Genomic DNA, 17,378 nt, shown 5'->3' with positions numbered 1-17,378 from the left:
ATGAAGATACCTGAATCACTAAAACTACAAATGGAGAACTTTACTAATAATATTAGAATTGGTTCAAAATCTAAAGATTTAGAGTTGTATCGTGGGTTTATAATGAGTAATGTTGAAGGAGTTTTGGAAAATACTTTTCCATATTTCAACACATATGCTTCTGATAAAAATAAAAAAGAGTTAGTTGAATATTTTCTACAACAAAATAATAGTAGCGATCCGGCATTTCATCAGATTGCTACAGAATTTTTGAAATGCTCTCAAAACATAGAGCTAAAGGCAGAATTAAAAAAATTGCTAGAGTTTGAATGGTTGATATTTAATACTGAAATTTCACCAGAAAAAGCTTGCGATAATAAACAAATTAACGTTGAGATTGATTATAGCGATATAGTTAGTATAGATGCTAATTTAACATTAAATTTTATATCTCTACCTTTTGATATATGTGGTCTAGAAAAAAGTTTTGATATTGTTGAGGATATTTCTTATGCGGTATATCGAAACATAAATGATAGAGTTACATATCAAAAAGTGAGTATGGTTAATCATCTTATTTTAAAATCTTTAATAGATGAAGGGATTGAGAAAACATTTGAATTAATAGGTTATGAAAATTTAAGCATTAATTGCAAAAGTGATTTAATTAAAAAAATTATAAATTGGCATAATCAAAATATGATTAGATTAAATTTGAAAGGAGAAAAAAATGATAAATAAAATGTATGACTGTTACTCTAAAGTTGTGAGTAAATTTAAGTCTGTAGACTTTTTGCTACTTTTAGGAATTAGACTATATTTAGTACCAACAATGTTTGTAGGAGCAAGGTCAAAAATTGAAGGCTTTCATACAACAGCTACATGGTTTGCAACACCAGCATCTCAAGGCGGTTTAGGAATGCCTTTCCCAGAAGTGATGGCATTTTTAGCAACATCTGCAGAGGTTATTGGTTGTGTGGGAATCGCTTTAGGACTATTTACAAGACTAGTTTCTATACCAATGATGTTTGTTATGGGAGTTGCAGGTGTAATGGTACATTGGACTCATGGTTGGCCTGCAATTGCTGACAAAACAGCAGAATCTACTCAAAGATTAAACGACTTATTTATATGGTTAGCTCAAAACTTCCCAGATAGGTATAACCATGCTACAGCTCTAGGAGATCCTGTCGTACTTAATGGTGGAATGGAGTTCTCAGTAACATACTTCATTATGCTATTTACATTGTTTATATATGGTGGCGGTAGATATGTAAGTGCTGACCATTGGTTAAAGAAAATATTTATTAAGAAATAAACTTTATTTCAATCCTAGCTTCACTAAGTCATGAAGTGTTACTACACCTGTTAGATTGTTTTTAGAATCAACAACAGCTAAACTTGTAATTTCAAATTCTTCCATAATTTCAAGAGCCGTTATAGCTAGGTCATTCTTTGAGATTGATTTAGGTTTTTTACTCATTACTTCTGATATGGGTAGATGAGAGTTGAAACTATCGACTTCAAAAATTCTTCTTAAATCTCCATCAGTAAATATTCCTAATAACTTATTATTTTCTGCAATAAGTGTATTACCTATACCTTTACTACTAATTTCGAGTATTGCCTTACGAATAGTGTCTGTTGGCTTTATAGTGGGTATTTCATCTTTTCTACGCATAATATTTTCAACTTTTAGTATTAGTTTTTTGCCTAGCGCGCCACTAGGGTGAGAGAATGCAAAATCTTTAGCTGAAAAATTCTTTGCTTTTAGTAATGCTATAGCTAAAGCATCACCAAGTACCAATGTAGCTGTAGTACTTGAAGTTGGTGCCAAATTTAGAGGGCAAGCTTCTTTTTGTACCTGAAGGTTTAAGGTGACATCACTTGCTTTTGCCATTAGGGAGTTACTATTACTTGTAATAGTAATAATTGGTATTTTTAGGTACTTAATCATAGGCATCAGCCCCATAATTTCTCCAGAGTTACCAGAGTTAGATATAGCGATTAAAACATCGTTAGCTGTAATCATACCAAAATCACCATGGCCAGCTTCACCTGGATGAACAAAAAAAGCAGGAGTACCAGTACTAGATAAGGTAGCTGCTATTTTTTTACCTATATGTCCAGACTTCCCCATTCCTGTGATTATAACTCGCCCATTAGGATTTTTTAGGATTATCTCACAGGCTTTTTCAAAGTTTTCATCTATAGAATTTTTGAGTGTTTCTAAAGCACTAATTTCGAACTCAAATGTTTTTTTTGCATTCTCAATATTACTCATGTGTAAGTCCTTGGTATGATATAAATAATTCGTTAACTTAGATAACCGAAGTTACACACAAAACATATTTTGAGTGTATAAGCTGTTTCGTTACTTAATATAAATCATATCATCCAAGGTACAAAAAGCTAAAGTATTATCTGACTATGTTAGAACTTTACTACTATAGTTTCTTCCATGCTAATAAAAACTTACCTTGTATTTAATACCTTATTTTTACTCAAATTTATGTTTACTATGTAACTTCAGTTAAATATTATAGATTTTGTCTAAGCTTAGCTCAATTATTTTGTGTGATTATGATAAAATAATTTTAAATAACTTTAATGTAATGTATTTCAAAGATGAGTATTTTTCAAATAAATCCTTCGATTTTATCAGCAGATTTAGCTAGATTAGGTGATGATGTTTTAGATGTATTAAAAGCTGGGGCTAATAATGTCCATTTTGATGTGATGGATAACCACTATGTGCCAAACCTTACATTTGGACCAATGGTATTAAAAGCATTACGTGATTATGGTATTACAGCCGGCATGGATGTACATCTTATGGTTAAGCCTGTAGATAGCATGATAGAAAGTTTTGCAAAAGCTGGAGCTAGTAGTATAGTATTTCATCCTGAGGCTAGTGAGCATGTAGATAGAAGTTTACAGCTAATTAAGTCATATGGTATTGAAGCAGGGTTAGCTCTTAATCCAGCTACTAGTTTAGAATGCTTAAAATATGTAGAGAAACATATTGATAGAGTACTGCTTATGTCTGTGAATCCTGGTTTTGGAGGACAAAAGTTTATACCCGAGATGCTTGATAAAGCAAAAGAAGTTTCTAACTGGATAGAGTCTATAGGTAGAAATATAACTTTAGAAATAGATGGTGGAGTAAATCCGCAAAATATTGCAGAGATTGCTAAGTGTGGTGTGAATGCTTTTGTGGCGGGATCTGCTATTTTTAATTCAGATAGTTATGAAAATACTATTTCTAAAATGCGTGAAGAGTTAGCTAATATATAAAATGTTTGTATATATTAAGATATTTGAACTTGTAGTTTCAGTAGTTATTATACTTGCTAGTTATTCTATTCCGCTTCATTTTTTTAACTATAACCCTAGTAACTTTTCAAGTTTTAATTTTCTTGCGGTATTTATGGCTATCATAGCGATATTGATCCTATTGTTAGCTGAATATACTAATGGTGAAAAAGTTTCTAAGACAAAAAATATATTAAAGGTTATTATTTCCTCTCTAGCTATAGCAATAGTGATTACAGCATTAGCTTTCTTTTTAAGAGGATTTTCATTTCCAAGAAGTATTATACTTATCGGTTTTGTAGTTCAAGTAGTGTTTTTATCGTTTACTAGAGTGTTTTTTAGAAGCCTTATTAGAAAAACTATTTATAACAATATACTACTTATTGGTTTATCAGATGAACAGCAGTGGATTTTTGAAAAAGCTGAAAGCTCTAAATTACCTAAAGAAAAATTAGGTGGATATTTTGAGGTTGATAACGATGGCTATGACTTAGAGACTATAGTTTCACAATATACAAAAGCGTTTATATCTGATAAAGCTTTAAAAATAATGACAGATGATGACTTAGCTTGTTTGAGTCAAAATAATATAGAAATAGTCGTGATACCGCGTAAATATGAAATATCTATATGGGGAGCAATGCTTGTACCTCTAGGTGACAGTGTTGCAATGAGTGTAAGAAATTTTGGATTATCCTTTGAGGCACAAATAGTAAAGAGAATATTTGATATAGTCTTTAGTGTGATTTTCATAATAATAAGTTCGCCTATAATGCTAATTACAGCATTAGCAATATACTTAGAAGATAAAAAGAATCCATTTTTTGTACAAGAACGAGTAACAAAGCATAATAAAAATTTTAAGTTGATAAAGTTTAGAAGTATGAGCGTTGATGCAGAATCAGCAACTGGAGCTGTATGGGCAACAAATGATGATGCTAGAATAACCATAGTAGGTAAGTTAATCAGACCGTTATGGATAGATGAGTTGCCGCAGTTTTTTAATGTACTAAAGGGTGATATGTCTATAGTTGGTCCTCGTCCAGAAAGGCAACAGCTTATAGAGGAGTTTACAAAAGATACGCCAGAGTTTTCTTATAGAACAAAGGTAAAAGCTGGAATTACTGGATATGCTCAGGTTTTGACTAGTTACTCGACACTTCCAGAAAATAAATTAAAACTTGATTTGATATATATACGTAGATGGAGTTTTTTGTTTGATTTATTGATAATAATCGAGACAGTCAGAGTGATTTGCATGAAGTTTATTGGAATCTTTCTACCAAGTAAAAAAGAAGTTAGTGTTAAAATAGAAAGAGTAGTAGATGGAAATTATATAAGGTATATATGATGCGTAAAAAAGTACTAGTAACAGGTGGTTTAGGCTATATAGGTAGTCACACAGTGGTTGAACTTCTTGATAGAGATTATCAGGTTGTAGTTGTAGATGATTTATCTAACAGTAAAATATCTGTAATTGATAGAGTTAAGACTATTACAGGTAAAGGCTTTGACTTTTATCAGATAGATCTTCTTGATAAAGCTAAACTAGAGAGAGTTTTTCAAGAGCATAATATAGACTCAGTTATTCATTTTGCAGGCTATAAAGCAGTTGGTGAGAGCGTTGAGAAGCCTTTAGCGTATTATCATAATAATATCCTAAATACTATAAATGTACTTGAGCTAATGCAACAGTATAGCGTTTATAAATTTGTATTTAGCTCATCTGCAACTGTATATGGTATGAATAATAAGCCGCCATTTTCAGAGAATATGCCGCTAAGTACTACAAGTCCATATGGTGCAACTAAACTGATGTGCGAAGATATTTTACGAGACTGTAATCATACAAATCCAAATCTTAATGTTACTTGTTTAAGATACTTTAACCCTGTCGGTGCTCACAAAAGTGGTTTAATAGGTGAAGATCCGCAAGGTATCCCAAATAATCTAATGCCATTTGTAGGGCAGGTTGGTAGTGGTAAGCTTAAAGAACTAAAAATATTTGGTGGGGATTATGATACTCGTGATGGTACTTGTATCAGAGATTATATTCATGTGGTAGATTTAGCTATCGGTCATATAGCTGCATTAGAAGGTATAGCTAGAGATACTCCGGCATGGCGAGCGTATAACTTAGGTTCAGGTCATGGATGTAGTGTACTTGAGATTGTCACAGCTTATGAAAAAGCTCTTGGTAAAAAGATAGCATATAAAATAGTTGATAGAAGAGCAGGCGATATAGCTACGATGTATGCAAATGCTTCAAAAGCTAAAAAAGAGTTAGGTTTTGAAACTAAAAAATCTATAGATGATATATGTCAAGATATAGTTAGATGGGAAGAGTTTGCGAAGGATAATGATCTTTAGTTTATGAATATAGTTATTATTGATCATTATGCTACTAGAGCTTTTGTAGGTAAAGGTGGTAGGCAATATTATTTTGCTAGAGAATTGGCTAAAAAGGGTCACAATGTGAAAGTGGTCTGCTCTAATGTAGATCATCATAGTGATTATATTGTTAATACAAATAAAAATATTATCAAAACCTTGCAAGATGATAATGGCAATGATTGGATTTTTGTAAATACATTAAAATATAAACCTGTACAATCTAAGCGAAGATGGTTAAATGTTTTAGATTTTTACTTCAAGCTTTTCTTTCGTTATAAAAAGATAATACCTAAAAATGCTGATGTGATTATAGCTTCGAGTGGTCCCATATCTACGCTCCATGTTGGATTACATATTGCCAAAAAAATGAAGATTCCTTGTGTTTGTGAAGTCAGAGATTTATGGCCTTTATCTATTGTTGAGTATACAAGTCTAACAGATAAAAATCTAATCATAAAAGCTTTATATAGATTAGAAAAATGGTGTTATAAAAAATCTGCTGCTATTGTTTTTACAGTGGAGGGAGGCAAGCAGTATATTATAGATAAAGGTTGGAGTAATAATATTAACCTTGAAAAGGTTAATTATATAAATAACGGTGTATGCTTAGAAACATTTAGAGAGAATAAAGAAAAATATGTATTTAATGATAAAGATTTAGATGCTCCTGATGTGTTTAAAGTTGTTTATACTGGGACTATATCAAAAGTTAATAAAATTGAAGAACTTGTTAAAGTTGCAGAACAACTTGAAAATAAAAAAGTAAAAATTATTATTTTTGGTGAAGGTTCTGAAGAGGATGGTTTGAAAAAGTACTGTTTATCTAAAAGCTTAGGTAATATTGTGTTCAAAGGAAGAGTAGATAAAAAATATATCCCTTCAATTATTTCAAAAGCTGATTTAAATATTGTTATTATTGATGATAAACCAAACTTATATAAGTATGGTATTTCAATGAATAAGTTGTTTGAATATCTAGCGTCAGCAAGACCGATAATGTTAACAAATCCAGCTGAAGATTATAACTTCGTTGTAGAAGAGGGTTGTGGGGTTAATGTATATCCATTATCTACAAATAATATAATCAAAGCGGTTAAAGAAATATATTTATTAGATACACCGACTAAAAAAAGCTATATTTCTAACTCTCTACATCAAGCAAATAGTTTTGATTTTAAAAATCATGCTGAAAAGCTGGAAAATATTCTTATAAAGGTAAAAAATAAATATGAAAGTTAGTTTACTGAAAAAAATAAAATCTAAAGACATAATTATAGGTGTGGTTGGCTTAGGCTATGTTGGACTGCCACTAGCTGTAGAGAAAGCTTTGGTAGGGTTTAAGACTATAGGTTTTGATATACAGGATGAAAAAGTAGACAAAGTTAATGCGGGTGAGAACTACATTGGTGATATAATTGATTCTGATTTGTCAAAAGTTGTTGATAAGAATTTACTAAGTGCAACGAGTGATTTTAGTTTTATAAAAGATGTCGACTTTGTAGCTTTATGCGTACCTACGCCATTAGATGCTTATCAACAGCCTGATATTAGTTATGTAAAAGACTCTGCAAAAGCAATAGCAAAGTATCTTAAAAAAGGAGCTATGGTTGTACTTGAATCAACTACTTATCCAGGTACTACAGAAGAACTTCTAAAACCAATTTTAGAAAAGGGCTCAGGCCTAAAATGTGGAGAGGATTTTTATTTGGGATTCTCGCCTGAGAGAGTCGATCCAGGAAATAAACTTTTCAAAACAAAAAATACTCCTAAGGTTGTAGGAGCAATAGGTGAAGATGCTAAAGAAGTTATTTCTGAAGTTTATAGACAGGTTTTAGAGGGTGATGTGTTTGTAACATCTACACCAGCTATAGCTGAAATGACAAAGATTCTTGAGAATACTTATAGAAATATAAATATTGGCTTAGCAAATGAGATGGTGATGCTTAGTGAGAGGATGGGAATAAATTACTGGGAAGTGGTAGATGCTGCAAAAACTAAACCTTTTGGTTTTGAGGCATTCTATCCAGGTCCTGGTTTAGGTGGTCACTGTATACCTTTAGACCCTTACTATTTATCATGGAAAGCTCGTGAGTTTGGTTTTCATACTTCTATGATAGAAGCATCAATGATGGTTAATGATCGTATGCCAGAGTACTGTGTGGAAAGAGTTTCTCGGGCACTAAACAAGTACAAAAAATCTATCAATGGTTCAAAAATACTTGTTTTAGGTGTAGCTTATAAAAATGATATAGATGACTATAGAGAAAGCCCTATTTTAAAGATTGTAGATATTCTTGAATCAATGGGAGCAAATGTCGACTTTTATGACTCTTATATAGCTGAATATAAGTATAAAAATGTTAAGAAAGTAGGCTTGAAAGATTTAGAGATTATTAAGGTAAACAAGGCTGATCTTGTTTTTATAGGAGCTAATCATAGTAATGTAGACTATAGTATGGTACAAAAAAATGCGATAGCTATTTTTGATACTAAGAATGCAACGGCTGATTTAGCTGATAAGTCTAATATTGAGGTTTTGTAATAAATGCAAATCAAAATTACTCACTTAACATCAGCCCACCCACGCTCTGATACTCGTATATTTATTAAGATGTGTAGCTCTCTAGGCATCAATCAAGAATATGATGTAAGTCTTGTAGTAGCTGATGGTAAGGGAGATGAAGTTAAAAACAATGTAAATATTTATGATGTTGGTGCTAAAGCTGGTGGTCGTATTGCTCGTATGACAAAAACTACTAAAAAAATTTTTGAGAAGGCGAAAAAGCTAGGTAGTGATATTTTTCATCTTCACGACCCAGAGCTTATACCCATAGGATTAAAGTTAAAAAAGCTTGGTAAAAAAGTTATATTTGATGCTCATGAAGACTTGCCAAAACAACTTCTTGGAAAACCATACTTAAGCAGATCCATGAAGTTAATATTATCAAAAAGTTTTGAGCTTTATGAAAAATATGCAATGCCAAAGTTTGATTATATTATTGCAGCAACACCATATATTAGAGATAAGTTTTTAAAGATTAATAAAAGCAGTATAGATATAAATAATTTCCCTATATTGGAGGAACTCTCAAATAAAACAAATTGGAATGATAAAAAAGAAGAAGTTTGCTATGTCGGTGGTATTGGTGAAGCTCGTGGTATAAAAGAGATGGTAAAGGCTTTGGAGTTTACATCTACAGTTAAGTTGAATCTTGGTGGATTTTTTGCTGAAAAAGAAGTTGAAAAAGAAGTTAAAAATTATTATGGCTGGAAAAATGTTAATGAACTTGGCTTTTTAAATAGAAATGAAGTATCAAGTATCTATAGTCAATCAAAAGCAGGACTTGTAACCCTTAGGCCAATTATAAATTATTTAGATGCATTGCCTGTGAAAATGTTTGAATATATGGCTGCTGGGTTACCAGTTATTTCATCAGACATAAAGCTTTGGAAGAAAATAGTAGATGAAGCAAAATGTGGAGTATGTGTAAATCCACTAGAACCAAAAGAAATAGCTGATGCAATAAACTACATCATAACAAATCCAAAAGAAGCTGAGGAAATGGGACAAAATGGCAAAAAAGCTGTTTTAGAAAAGTATAATTGGAGTATGGAAGAGCGGAAGTTATATGGTGTTTATAAAAAATTAGAGAATGAATTGTATTGCTAAAAAAACATTCGTAACATTTAGTATTTAGAGCCAGGCCTCAGCTTATGAGAATGGGTCTGCTACCATTAAGAAGGACTAATAAGTTAAAACACTTTGAGTTAAAGGATAACAGTATGAAAAACTTTGCATTAATCGGAGCTGCTGGATATATAGCTCCTAGACATATGAAAGCTATTAAAGAGACAGGCAATGACCTAATAGCATCTTATGATGTATATGATGGTATTGGTGTTATGGATAGTAACTTTCCAGAGGCTGAGTTTTTTACAGAGTTAGAAAGATTTGAAGACTTTGTTGAGAAGTATAATAGAAGTTCTCAAGTAGACTATATAGGTATTATGACGCCAAACTATTTGCATAAAAGTCATATTCGGGTAGCTCTTAAAAGTGGGGCAGATGCTATATGTGAAAAACCTCTTGTTTTAGATCCTGCAGATATAGATGAGTTAAAAATTATAGAAAAAGAAACAGGTAAAAAGGTTTATAACATTTTACAACTACGGTTGCATGACTCTATTATTGCATTAAAAGAGAGAGTTGCAGAAGAGCTAAAAGAAAATCCTAATAAAATGTATGATATAGACCTAACATACCTAACTAGCCGTGGTAAATGGTACTTTGAATCTTGGAAAGGAAAAGGCGAAAAATCGGGTGGTATAGCATCAAATATTGGCGTTCATTTCTACGATATGCTTTGCTGGATATTTGGCGATGTAGAAGAAAATATAGTTCACATTAAGACAGCAGATACAAATGCAGGGTATTTTAAACTAAAAAATGCTACTGTTAGATGGTTTCTGTCTGTAAATTATGACTATATACCACAAGAAATAAAGGATAAAGGTATCAGAACCTATCGCTCAATCACAGTAGATGGTGATGAGATAGAGTTTAGTGGTGGCTTCACTGATTTACATACTAAAAGCTATGAGCATATACTTAATGGCGGTGGTTTTGGTCTTGATGAAGCTTATGGGTCTATCAGAACTGTTTCTACTATCCGAAGTTTGCCAGCTTTAGGGCTTGTGGGAGAGTATCATTCTTTTTGTGAGAAGGTAGAAGGGAAGTAGTCATCCTGAACTTGTTTCAGGATCTATGTGTAATGGATGGAATGAGATGCTGAAATGAATTTTTAGGATCTAATATGAAAGTTATTGCTATTAGTAAAAAAAGGGTATATTTACATTGTTACAAACCATAGCAATACCGTACTGTACATAGGCGTGACATCATCGCTTAAACAAAGAGTTTATCAGCATAAGAATATGCTTGTTGATGGATTTAGTAAAAAGTATCGTACTCATAAATTGGTATACTATGAAATAGCTGAAGAGATTACATCAGCTATTTTGAGAGAGAAACAACTTAAATATTGGCATAGAGATTGGAAGTTTAATTTGATTAAACAGTTTAATCCAAACTTAGATGACTTATATGATAGTTTATAGTGAGATGCTGAAATAAATTCAGCATGACAAAGAAAGGAGTCATCCTGAACTTGTTTCAGGATCTTAATAGGATATAAAGTTATAGGGAAATTATGAAAAATAATAATTCTGAACCATATGTGCATGAATCTAGCTATGTAGATGATGGAGTATTTATTGGTGATGGAACTAAAATTTGGCACTTCTCACATATCCATAGTGGAGCCAATATTGGTGAAAATTGTTCTTTAGGGCAAAATGTAAATGTCGGTAATAATGTAAAAATTGGTAATGGTGCAAAGATACAAAATAATGTGTCTGTATACGAAGGTGTAGAGCTAGAAGATTATGTGTTTTGTGGGCCATCTATGGTGTTTACAAATGATCTTACACCAAGGGCAAAATACCCAAAATGCAAGGAAGGGTATAAGAAAACTTTAGTAAAATATGCTGCTTCAATTGGTGCAAATGCAACCATAGTTTGTGGTAATACTATTGGCGAGTGGGCAATGATAGCTAGTGGAGCAGTTATAACAAAAGATGTGCCTGATTATGCACTTATGGCAGGAGTTCCAGCAAAACAGATAGGCTGGGCTTGTGAGTGTGGTGAAGTATTGAAAGATACTAATAAATGTAATGAATGTGGTAGAGAATATAGACTAGAAAATGATGTCTTGGAGCGAATTTAAATGGAATTTAGAGGTTTAAAAGCACAATACAAGTCTTTAAAAACAAAAATCGATGAAGCTGTATTATCTGCGCTAGAATCTGGGCAATATATAGGTGGTTCAGAGGTAAAAGCTCTAGAGCAAGAGTTAGCTGATTATGTAGGTGTTAAGCATTGCATAACTTGTGCTAATGGCACAGATGCATTATCTATATCTTTAGTAGCGTTGGGCGTTGGGAAAAATGATATTGTATTAGTTCCAGATTTTACATTTTTTGCTAGTGGTGAATCTGTAGCATTTGTAGGAGCAACTCCGGTATTTGTTGATGTAGATGAGAAAACTTATAATATTTGCCCACAAAAAATAGAAGAAATAATAATAGAACTACAACAAAAAGGTTATGCTAATCAAATAAAATCTATAATGACGGTAGATTTATTTGGACTACCAGCAAATTACCCAGAAATCCAAAAAATAGCAGATAAGTATAATCTATTTGTAATCGAAGATGCTGCTCAAGGATTTGGCGGTAGTATTAATGGTCAAAAAGCTTGTAGCTTTGGTGATATTGCGACAACTTCATTTTTCCCAGCTAAGCCATTAGGTTGCTACGGAGATGGCGGAGCTATATTTACAAATAATGATGAAATGGCTAAATTTATCCGTTCTTATGTAGTCCATGGTAAAAACGGTGATGATAAGTACGATAATATCATGATAGGTGTAAACTCTAGATTAGATAGTATACAAGCTGCTATTTTACGAATTAAGTTAAGAGCTTTTAAAAATTATGAATTAGATGCGGTAAATAAGGTAGCAGATAATTATAATCAAGAGTTAAAAGGTAAAGGGTATCAGCTACCATATATTCCAGATGATTATATCTCTAGTTTTGCTCAATATACTATTAGGCTCGACTCCAAAGAAGCAAGAGATAATTTACAAAACAAGTATAAGAATAAAGATGTACCAACTATGATTTATTATAATAAGCCAATGTACAAGCAAGGTGCTTTTAAGAATAAATTAATAGAGTTGGATTGTTTTACAGGTTCTCAAAACTTGTGTGATACAGTTTTGAGTTTGCCGATTAATTTGTATTAAAAGAAATGATTACATGTTAAAGATATATAAAGATATATTTGATCAGTTAAATAGAAACAATGTGCAATACTGTGTATATAAAAGCTTAAATTTTTTACAAGAAGATTTAAAGGGTAATCGCGGTGACATAGATATATTAATTGATAAAAAAGATTTGGATGTTTTTACAACTACTCTCAAGAAAAAAAGTGTTTTTTTAAGTTTTAAATCTGATAAGCCATATTATTTTATTGGGATTGACCAGCAAACACATAAATTTATATTAATTGATTTAAATACAAATATTCAATTTGGACCCAAACCTTATAAACCATTTCATGTGAATATTGATTTTGATAAGCTAAAAATTGTTAAGTTTAATCAGTTGTTATTATTAAGCGATAACGATTATATTCCATTAATGTTTCTCATGAGAATACTATCACTAAGTGAAAAACAACAAGACCTTAATGAAATAAAAGAGTATTTAATAAACACGAGTATTCAAGATGGTTATATCAAAACTTTAGTTGAGAGCATTGTAGGAGACGATTGGCAAAATATAGTAGTTAATATTTTAAAGTCAGCTAGTTGGAAAGACTTAAAAGGACATTACTCACGGTTAGTTCAAGATAATGTAAATACAGACAATATTTTGTATCTAAAACAAAGCTTTCGTTATTTTTTAACTAAAATGGCTGCTGTGAAAAATAGAATCTTCAAAAAGCCTAATTATAGAATTAGAAAAAGAGGGTGCTTAATCGCTTTTGTCGGAGTTGATGGAGCTGGTAAAAGTAGTACCATCGAATATGTTTGTAACTTGAAGTTTTTTAATCTGACAGGTATCAAAAGAGTATATTTTGGAAATAATGAGTATTGGATACCTGGTTTACTTTGGCTATTAGAAAAGCAATATAAAAACAAATATTTAAGACTTTTATTGAGTACCTTAGTTTTAGTAGATAGGAAGTTAAGAATATATATAGCAAAATACTATATGCTTATGGGTAATCATGTAGTTGCGGATAGATATTTTTATGATGATTTGATTGGTAAAGAGTTAAATAAAGATAAGAGGGTTGAAAAGAAAGGTTCACTAAAAAAAGTACTAGTATGGTTATATACAAAATTATTTAGAGTAAATAGTATTATCAAAAAACCAGATGTAACCATTTTTTTAGATGTAAGCCCAGATGTTGCATATCAGAGAAAACAAGATTATTCATATGAAAAAATGCTCGAAGTTAATAAAGCATATAAAGACTATATGTATAATATTGATGAGGTTAAAGTTGTAGATACTGATATGTCTCAAAAAGAAGTTTATACATCTGTTGTCGATATTATTATAGATTTAGATAAGAAGAATCAGTAATGAAAGTAGCTTTAAAGAAGTTTATATTGAATAAAAGTTCCTTTATAAGATTAATATTAAATATTTGTATCTTACAAAGAAATTCTATTTATGTGTCTAAAAGTTATTGTTTAAAAGTTATGATTACTCACTTTTTTTATATAAAAAAAGTGATGGGGAATAGTTATAATATAACGAGTACTGGTTGCTTAATTGTTTTTACTGATTCTATAGTTTATAAGCTACCTCTCTCAAAATCTGCTGAATGCGACTTAAAAAAATCCTTTGAGAGTTACAAAATTCTAAAAAAAGCTAAAAGCCAACTAGTTGAGTATTCATATAAGAAAATTAATAAACTTTATATAATGCCAAAACTTCAATTACTGAATAGTATAAAAGAAAAAGATGTTAGAAGTGTTGTAGAAAAAATTCAATCTATATCTCCTGTTAAAGAAGAGTGTTCTAAAAGTTACTTTTATAAGTATAGTTATAAACGAAGCTTTCCATTAGTTGAAAATATAATTGAAGCACTTAAAGGAAGTATTCGACTTTCATTTTCTCATGGAGATTTGACACCATCAAATATAATGAGTTATAAAGAAAAAAAGGTTTTAATAGATTTAGATAGATTAGCAATGTTACCAAATTTCTTTGATTTGTATCATTATAAAATTGAAAAACATGTCAAAAACAATAATATTAATTTTTTAGAATATTTAGAAAATGCTTTCAAATATAGTAGTTTTGATGATGCTTTTACTAGAGAAAATTTAATTATTTATTTTATGCAAAGAGTGTTTTTGGAGAATAGGGATAGTGTTTGTTTACCTGACATATATATTGAGAGGGTTCAAAAGATTTGTTCTTTAATTGCTCAAAAAGGGTCTGACAAATGCATATTTTAGTATTACCATCTTGGTATCCTCTGTATGAAGGTGATTTTTCAGGTTCTTTTTTTAAAGAGCAAACAATAGCTTATAAAAGCTATTTTCCTAATGCTAAAGTAGGTGTTATATATCAGCACTTTTATAGTTTAAAAAAAGTGGGTTTTAAATTAGATATTAATGATATTGATAATGGTGTATTAACTATTATAAAAACTAGTGTATCCATCCCTAAGTTACGCCAGCTTCAAGCAAAGATACATATATATAAGACGATCAAATTATTTAAAAAATACATAAAACAAAATGGTAAACCAGATTTGATTCATGTGCATTCTGCATGGCAATCTGGACTTGTAGCTTTGCAAATCTATGAAAAATATAATATTCCGTATATTCTAACTGAACATAGCACAGCCTTTCAAAGAGAAATGTTTTCACAAAAGCAGCTAGATATAATTAGCAATGTTTTTAAATATAGTTCTAAAAACATTGCTGTATCGAATGCTTTTGCAAAGTATCTTTCAATATTCTTCAAAAGGAAATTTGAATATATTCCAAATAGTGTAAATAGTAAGTTTCTTGAAAAAAGAAATACTAATAACAATAATAATTCATTTGACTTTATTAGTATTGCGGGATTAGACTTTAAAAAAGGTTTTGATGTTTTGATAGAATCATTTTCTAGAGCATTTAATAATATTGATGATGTTAGGCTTATAGTAGGTGGCGATGGAGTAGAAAAAAACAAACTCCAAGAATTATCTAAAGACTTAAAAATAGCAGATAAAGTAGTTTTTTTAGGGAAGTTATCTAGAAAAGAAACTTTAAATAGAATGCAAAACTCAGATGCATTTGTATTAGCTAGCCGCTATGAAACTTTTGGTGTTGTTTTTGTGGAAGCTTTAGCTTGTGAATTACCTATAATTGCAACAAGATGTGGCGGGCCTGAATCTATTGTTAATGAAGATGTAGGGTATTTAGTTGAGAAAAATAATGTTGAAGAATTAGCTAATGCTATGCTCGATTTATATAACCATAAACAACAATGGTCTAGTAAAAAGGAATCTATAAAAAAATATTGTAAGAATAATTTTTCTCAAAAAGTAGTAGCAAATAAATATTATCAAGTTTATAAGAGTGTGTTAGAGAGATGATTAAGAAGTTTCTAACTTATGGAATAGGATCAATAGGTTCGGCTGCTATTAGCTTTTTTACAGTGCCTTTTATTACTAGGATTTTATCCCCAGATGACTATGGTAAAGGTGCTCTTTATATAACTATTATTACACTTTTATTTTATATATCTAATGCTGGCTTAGATATGGGATATATGCGTTTTTTTTATGAGCGTAAAACTAAAAAATACCAAGTAAACTTATTTTATCAGTGTCTCTTCATAGTCTTAGTTTTAGCTCTATTTATTTCTATTTTATTTTTCTTTATTAGAATACCTATTTTAGAATTTTTCTTTCAATCAAGTAGCTTTATGTTATATCTCGCTATTGTTTATGGTTTAGTTCTATATATATTAAATCGTTTTGCTATGCTATCTATTCGCATGCAGCAGAAAGCATTCCTATATTCACTAGCTCAGGTCTTAAATTCTGTAAGCTACTTGATTGGATTGTTCGGTGTTTTTTATATTTTCAATATCTTTAGTTTTAAGCTAATTATTTATTCGCAATTAATATCATTATCTACTGTTTCCCTATTTTTAATTTTATTAGATTTAGATAAATGGAATATATTTAAATATTTTGATTCATCAGTGTTTCAGAAAGAAGAACTAAAAGGAATATTTAAGTATAGCTGGCCATTTATATTTTCATTTATAACTATTTGGGGAATGCAGTATATAGATCGATTATTTTTAATAAAATATGGTAGTTTCTATGATTTAGGTATATATAGTGCTAGTTTTACATTGATTGCACCTTTGATGATTTTGCAATCAACTTTTGGCACTATGTGGACTCCTCTTGCTAATAAACTTTTATTACATAAGCTTAACAAAGCAAAAGTCATATATTCATTTTTATATCAAAATTTAATGTCTGTGTTTATTGTTGGAATGCTTTTTGTTTTTTTAATTAGAAGTCCATTATCATTGTTGTTAGGTGAAAATTTTCGGGAAGCTATTAATGTTTTTATGTGGCTTTTATTTATTCCATTTTTTAATCTTTTGGGACGGCTATTGAGTGCAGGTATCATCAAAACTAAAAAAACTGTGTGGAATATTTGGGCAAGTGTTTTAGGTTTTTTAACTAATATAATAAGCTGTTTTATTTTTATCCCTATGTTAGGAGCAGAGGGAGCAGCTTTAGCATTAGTAATAGGTTCATTAGCCTTTTTTCTTGTTAAAATGTATAGTAACCAATGCCTATTTCCATATAGATTGAAAAATGGCTTTTTAGCTTTAAATATCATATTACTTTGTCTTTTATTTGTCACAAGCTCAGAAAAGAGTTTTGAGCTACAAGAATATATTATAATTTCATTAATTTTAATGATGCAGATGATGTTCATTTTAAGAAAAGAAAATATTCAAAGATTTAAAATATTACGCAAAACATTGAATGGTATTTAAGTATTTCTCAGGCA

Annotated in this window: 17 protein-coding genes; 16 read left to right on the top strand and 1 reads right to left on the bottom strand. The window is 30.5% G+C overall.

Annotation, left to right across the window (positions count from 1 at the left end; genetic code table 11):
- Complete coding sequence (locus FLM55_RS01720) at positions 1 to 720, top strand: putative DNA-binding domain-containing protein (protein ID WP_178947732.1); 720 nt, start codon at positions 1 to 3, stop codon at positions 718 to 720.
- Complete coding sequence (locus FLM55_RS01715; RefSeq protein WP_178947731.1) at positions 710 to 1,297, top strand: DoxX family protein; 588 nt, start codon at positions 710 to 712, stop codon at positions 1,295 to 1,297. Before FLM55_RS01720 ends, FLM55_RS01715 begins: the two co-directional genes overlap by 11 nt.
- A gap of 3 nt (positions 1,298 to 1,300) precedes the next feature.
- Here the strand turns inward: FLM55_RS01715 and FLM55_RS01710 are convergent, their stop codons facing one another.
- Complete coding sequence (locus FLM55_RS01710; RefSeq protein WP_178947730.1) at positions 1,301 to 2,263, bottom strand: KpsF/GutQ family sugar-phosphate isomerase; 963 nt, start codon at positions 2,261 to 2,263, stop codon at positions 1,301 to 1,303.
- A gap of 344 nt (positions 2,264 to 2,607) precedes the next feature.
- Between FLM55_RS01710 and rpe the strand changes: the two genes are divergently transcribed.
- The 14 genes from rpe (at position 2,608) to FLM55_RS01640 (ending at position 17,364) form a co-directional block, all read left to right on the top strand.
- Positions 2,608 to 3,276, top strand: a complete 669-nt coding sequence (rpe, locus tag FLM55_RS01705; RefSeq protein WP_178947729.1) for a ribulose-phosphate 3-epimerase — start codon at positions 2,608 to 2,610, stop codon at positions 3,274 to 3,276.
- A gap of 1 nt (position 3,277) precedes the next feature.
- Positions 3,278 to 4,645, top strand: a complete 1,368-nt coding sequence (locus tag FLM55_RS01700) for a sugar transferase (RefSeq protein WP_178947728.1) — start codon at positions 3,278 to 3,280, stop codon at positions 4,643 to 4,645.
- Positions 4,645 to 5,664: a UDP-glucose 4-epimerase GalE gene (gene galE / locus FLM55_RS01695; RefSeq protein WP_178947727.1), complete on the top strand. Its 1,020-nt coding sequence runs from the start codon at positions 4,645 to 4,647 to the stop codon at positions 5,662 to 5,664. Before FLM55_RS01700 ends, galE begins: the two co-directional genes overlap by 1 nt.
- Before the next feature lie 3 nt (positions 5,665 to 5,667).
- Positions 5,668 to 6,927, top strand: coding sequence for a glycosyltransferase family 4 protein (locus FLM55_RS01690; RefSeq protein ID WP_178947726.1), 1,260 nt, complete (start codon positions 5,668 to 5,670; stop codon positions 6,925 to 6,927).
- Positions 6,917 to 8,230 (top strand): nucleotide sugar dehydrogenase, encoded by a 1,314-nt coding sequence (locus FLM55_RS01685; RefSeq protein WP_178947725.1) that lies wholly within the window; start codon positions 6,917 to 6,919, stop codon positions 8,228 to 8,230. Before FLM55_RS01690 ends, FLM55_RS01685 begins: the two co-directional genes overlap by 11 nt.
- Before the next feature lie 3 nt (positions 8,231 to 8,233).
- Positions 8,234 to 9,358: a glycosyltransferase family 4 protein gene (locus FLM55_RS01680; RefSeq protein ID WP_218644483.1), complete on the top strand. Its 1,125-nt coding sequence runs from the start codon at positions 8,234 to 8,236 to the stop codon at positions 9,356 to 9,358.
- Between the two features lie 113 nt (positions 9,359 to 9,471).
- Entirely contained in the window at positions 9,472 to 10,428 is a 957-nt protein-coding gene (locus FLM55_RS01675; RefSeq protein ID WP_178947724.1) for a Gfo/Idh/MocA family protein, read from the top strand.
- A gap of 84 nt (positions 10,429 to 10,512) precedes the next feature.
- Positions 10,513 to 10,806: a GIY-YIG nuclease family protein gene (locus tag FLM55_RS01670; protein ID WP_256868900.1), complete on the top strand. Its 294-nt coding sequence runs from the start codon at positions 10,513 to 10,515 to the stop codon at positions 10,804 to 10,806.
- 92 nt (positions 10,807 to 10,898) lie between these two features.
- Positions 10,899 to 11,474, top strand: a complete 576-nt coding sequence (locus FLM55_RS01665) for an N-acetyltransferase (RefSeq protein ID WP_178947723.1) — start codon at positions 10,899 to 10,901, stop codon at positions 11,472 to 11,474.
- Entirely contained in the window at positions 11,475 to 12,557 is a 1,083-nt protein-coding gene (locus tag FLM55_RS01660) for a DegT/DnrJ/EryC1/StrS aminotransferase family protein (RefSeq protein ID WP_178947722.1), read from the top strand.
- Between the two features lie 13 nt (positions 12,558 to 12,570).
- Entirely contained in the window at positions 12,571 to 13,911 is a 1,341-nt protein-coding gene (locus FLM55_RS01655) for a hypothetical protein (protein WP_178947721.1), read from the top strand.
- A gap of 119 nt (positions 13,912 to 14,030) precedes the next feature.
- Complete coding sequence (locus FLM55_RS01650) at positions 14,031 to 14,795, top strand: hypothetical protein (protein WP_178947720.1); 765 nt, start codon at positions 14,031 to 14,033, stop codon at positions 14,793 to 14,795.
- Entirely contained in the window at positions 14,783 to 15,931 is a 1,149-nt protein-coding gene (locus FLM55_RS01645) for a glycosyltransferase (protein ID WP_178947719.1), read from the top strand. Before FLM55_RS01650 ends, FLM55_RS01645 begins: the two co-directional genes overlap by 13 nt.
- Complete coding sequence (locus tag FLM55_RS01640; protein WP_178947718.1) at positions 15,928 to 17,364, top strand: lipopolysaccharide biosynthesis protein; 1,437 nt, start codon at positions 15,928 to 15,930, stop codon at positions 17,362 to 17,364. Before FLM55_RS01645 ends, FLM55_RS01640 begins: the two co-directional genes overlap by 4 nt.
- Positions 17,365 to 17,378 lie beyond the last annotated feature (14 nt).

The sequence above is a fragment of the Francisella sp. Scap27 genome (assembly GCF_013394105.1).
In the GTDB taxonomy this organism is placed as follows: Bacteria; Pseudomonadota; Gammaproteobacteria; order Francisellales; family Francisellaceae; genus Francisella; species Francisella adeliensis.
The sequence above is the reverse complement of the archived record's forward strand: the minus strand, read 5'-3'. Positions and strand labels throughout refer to the sequence as shown.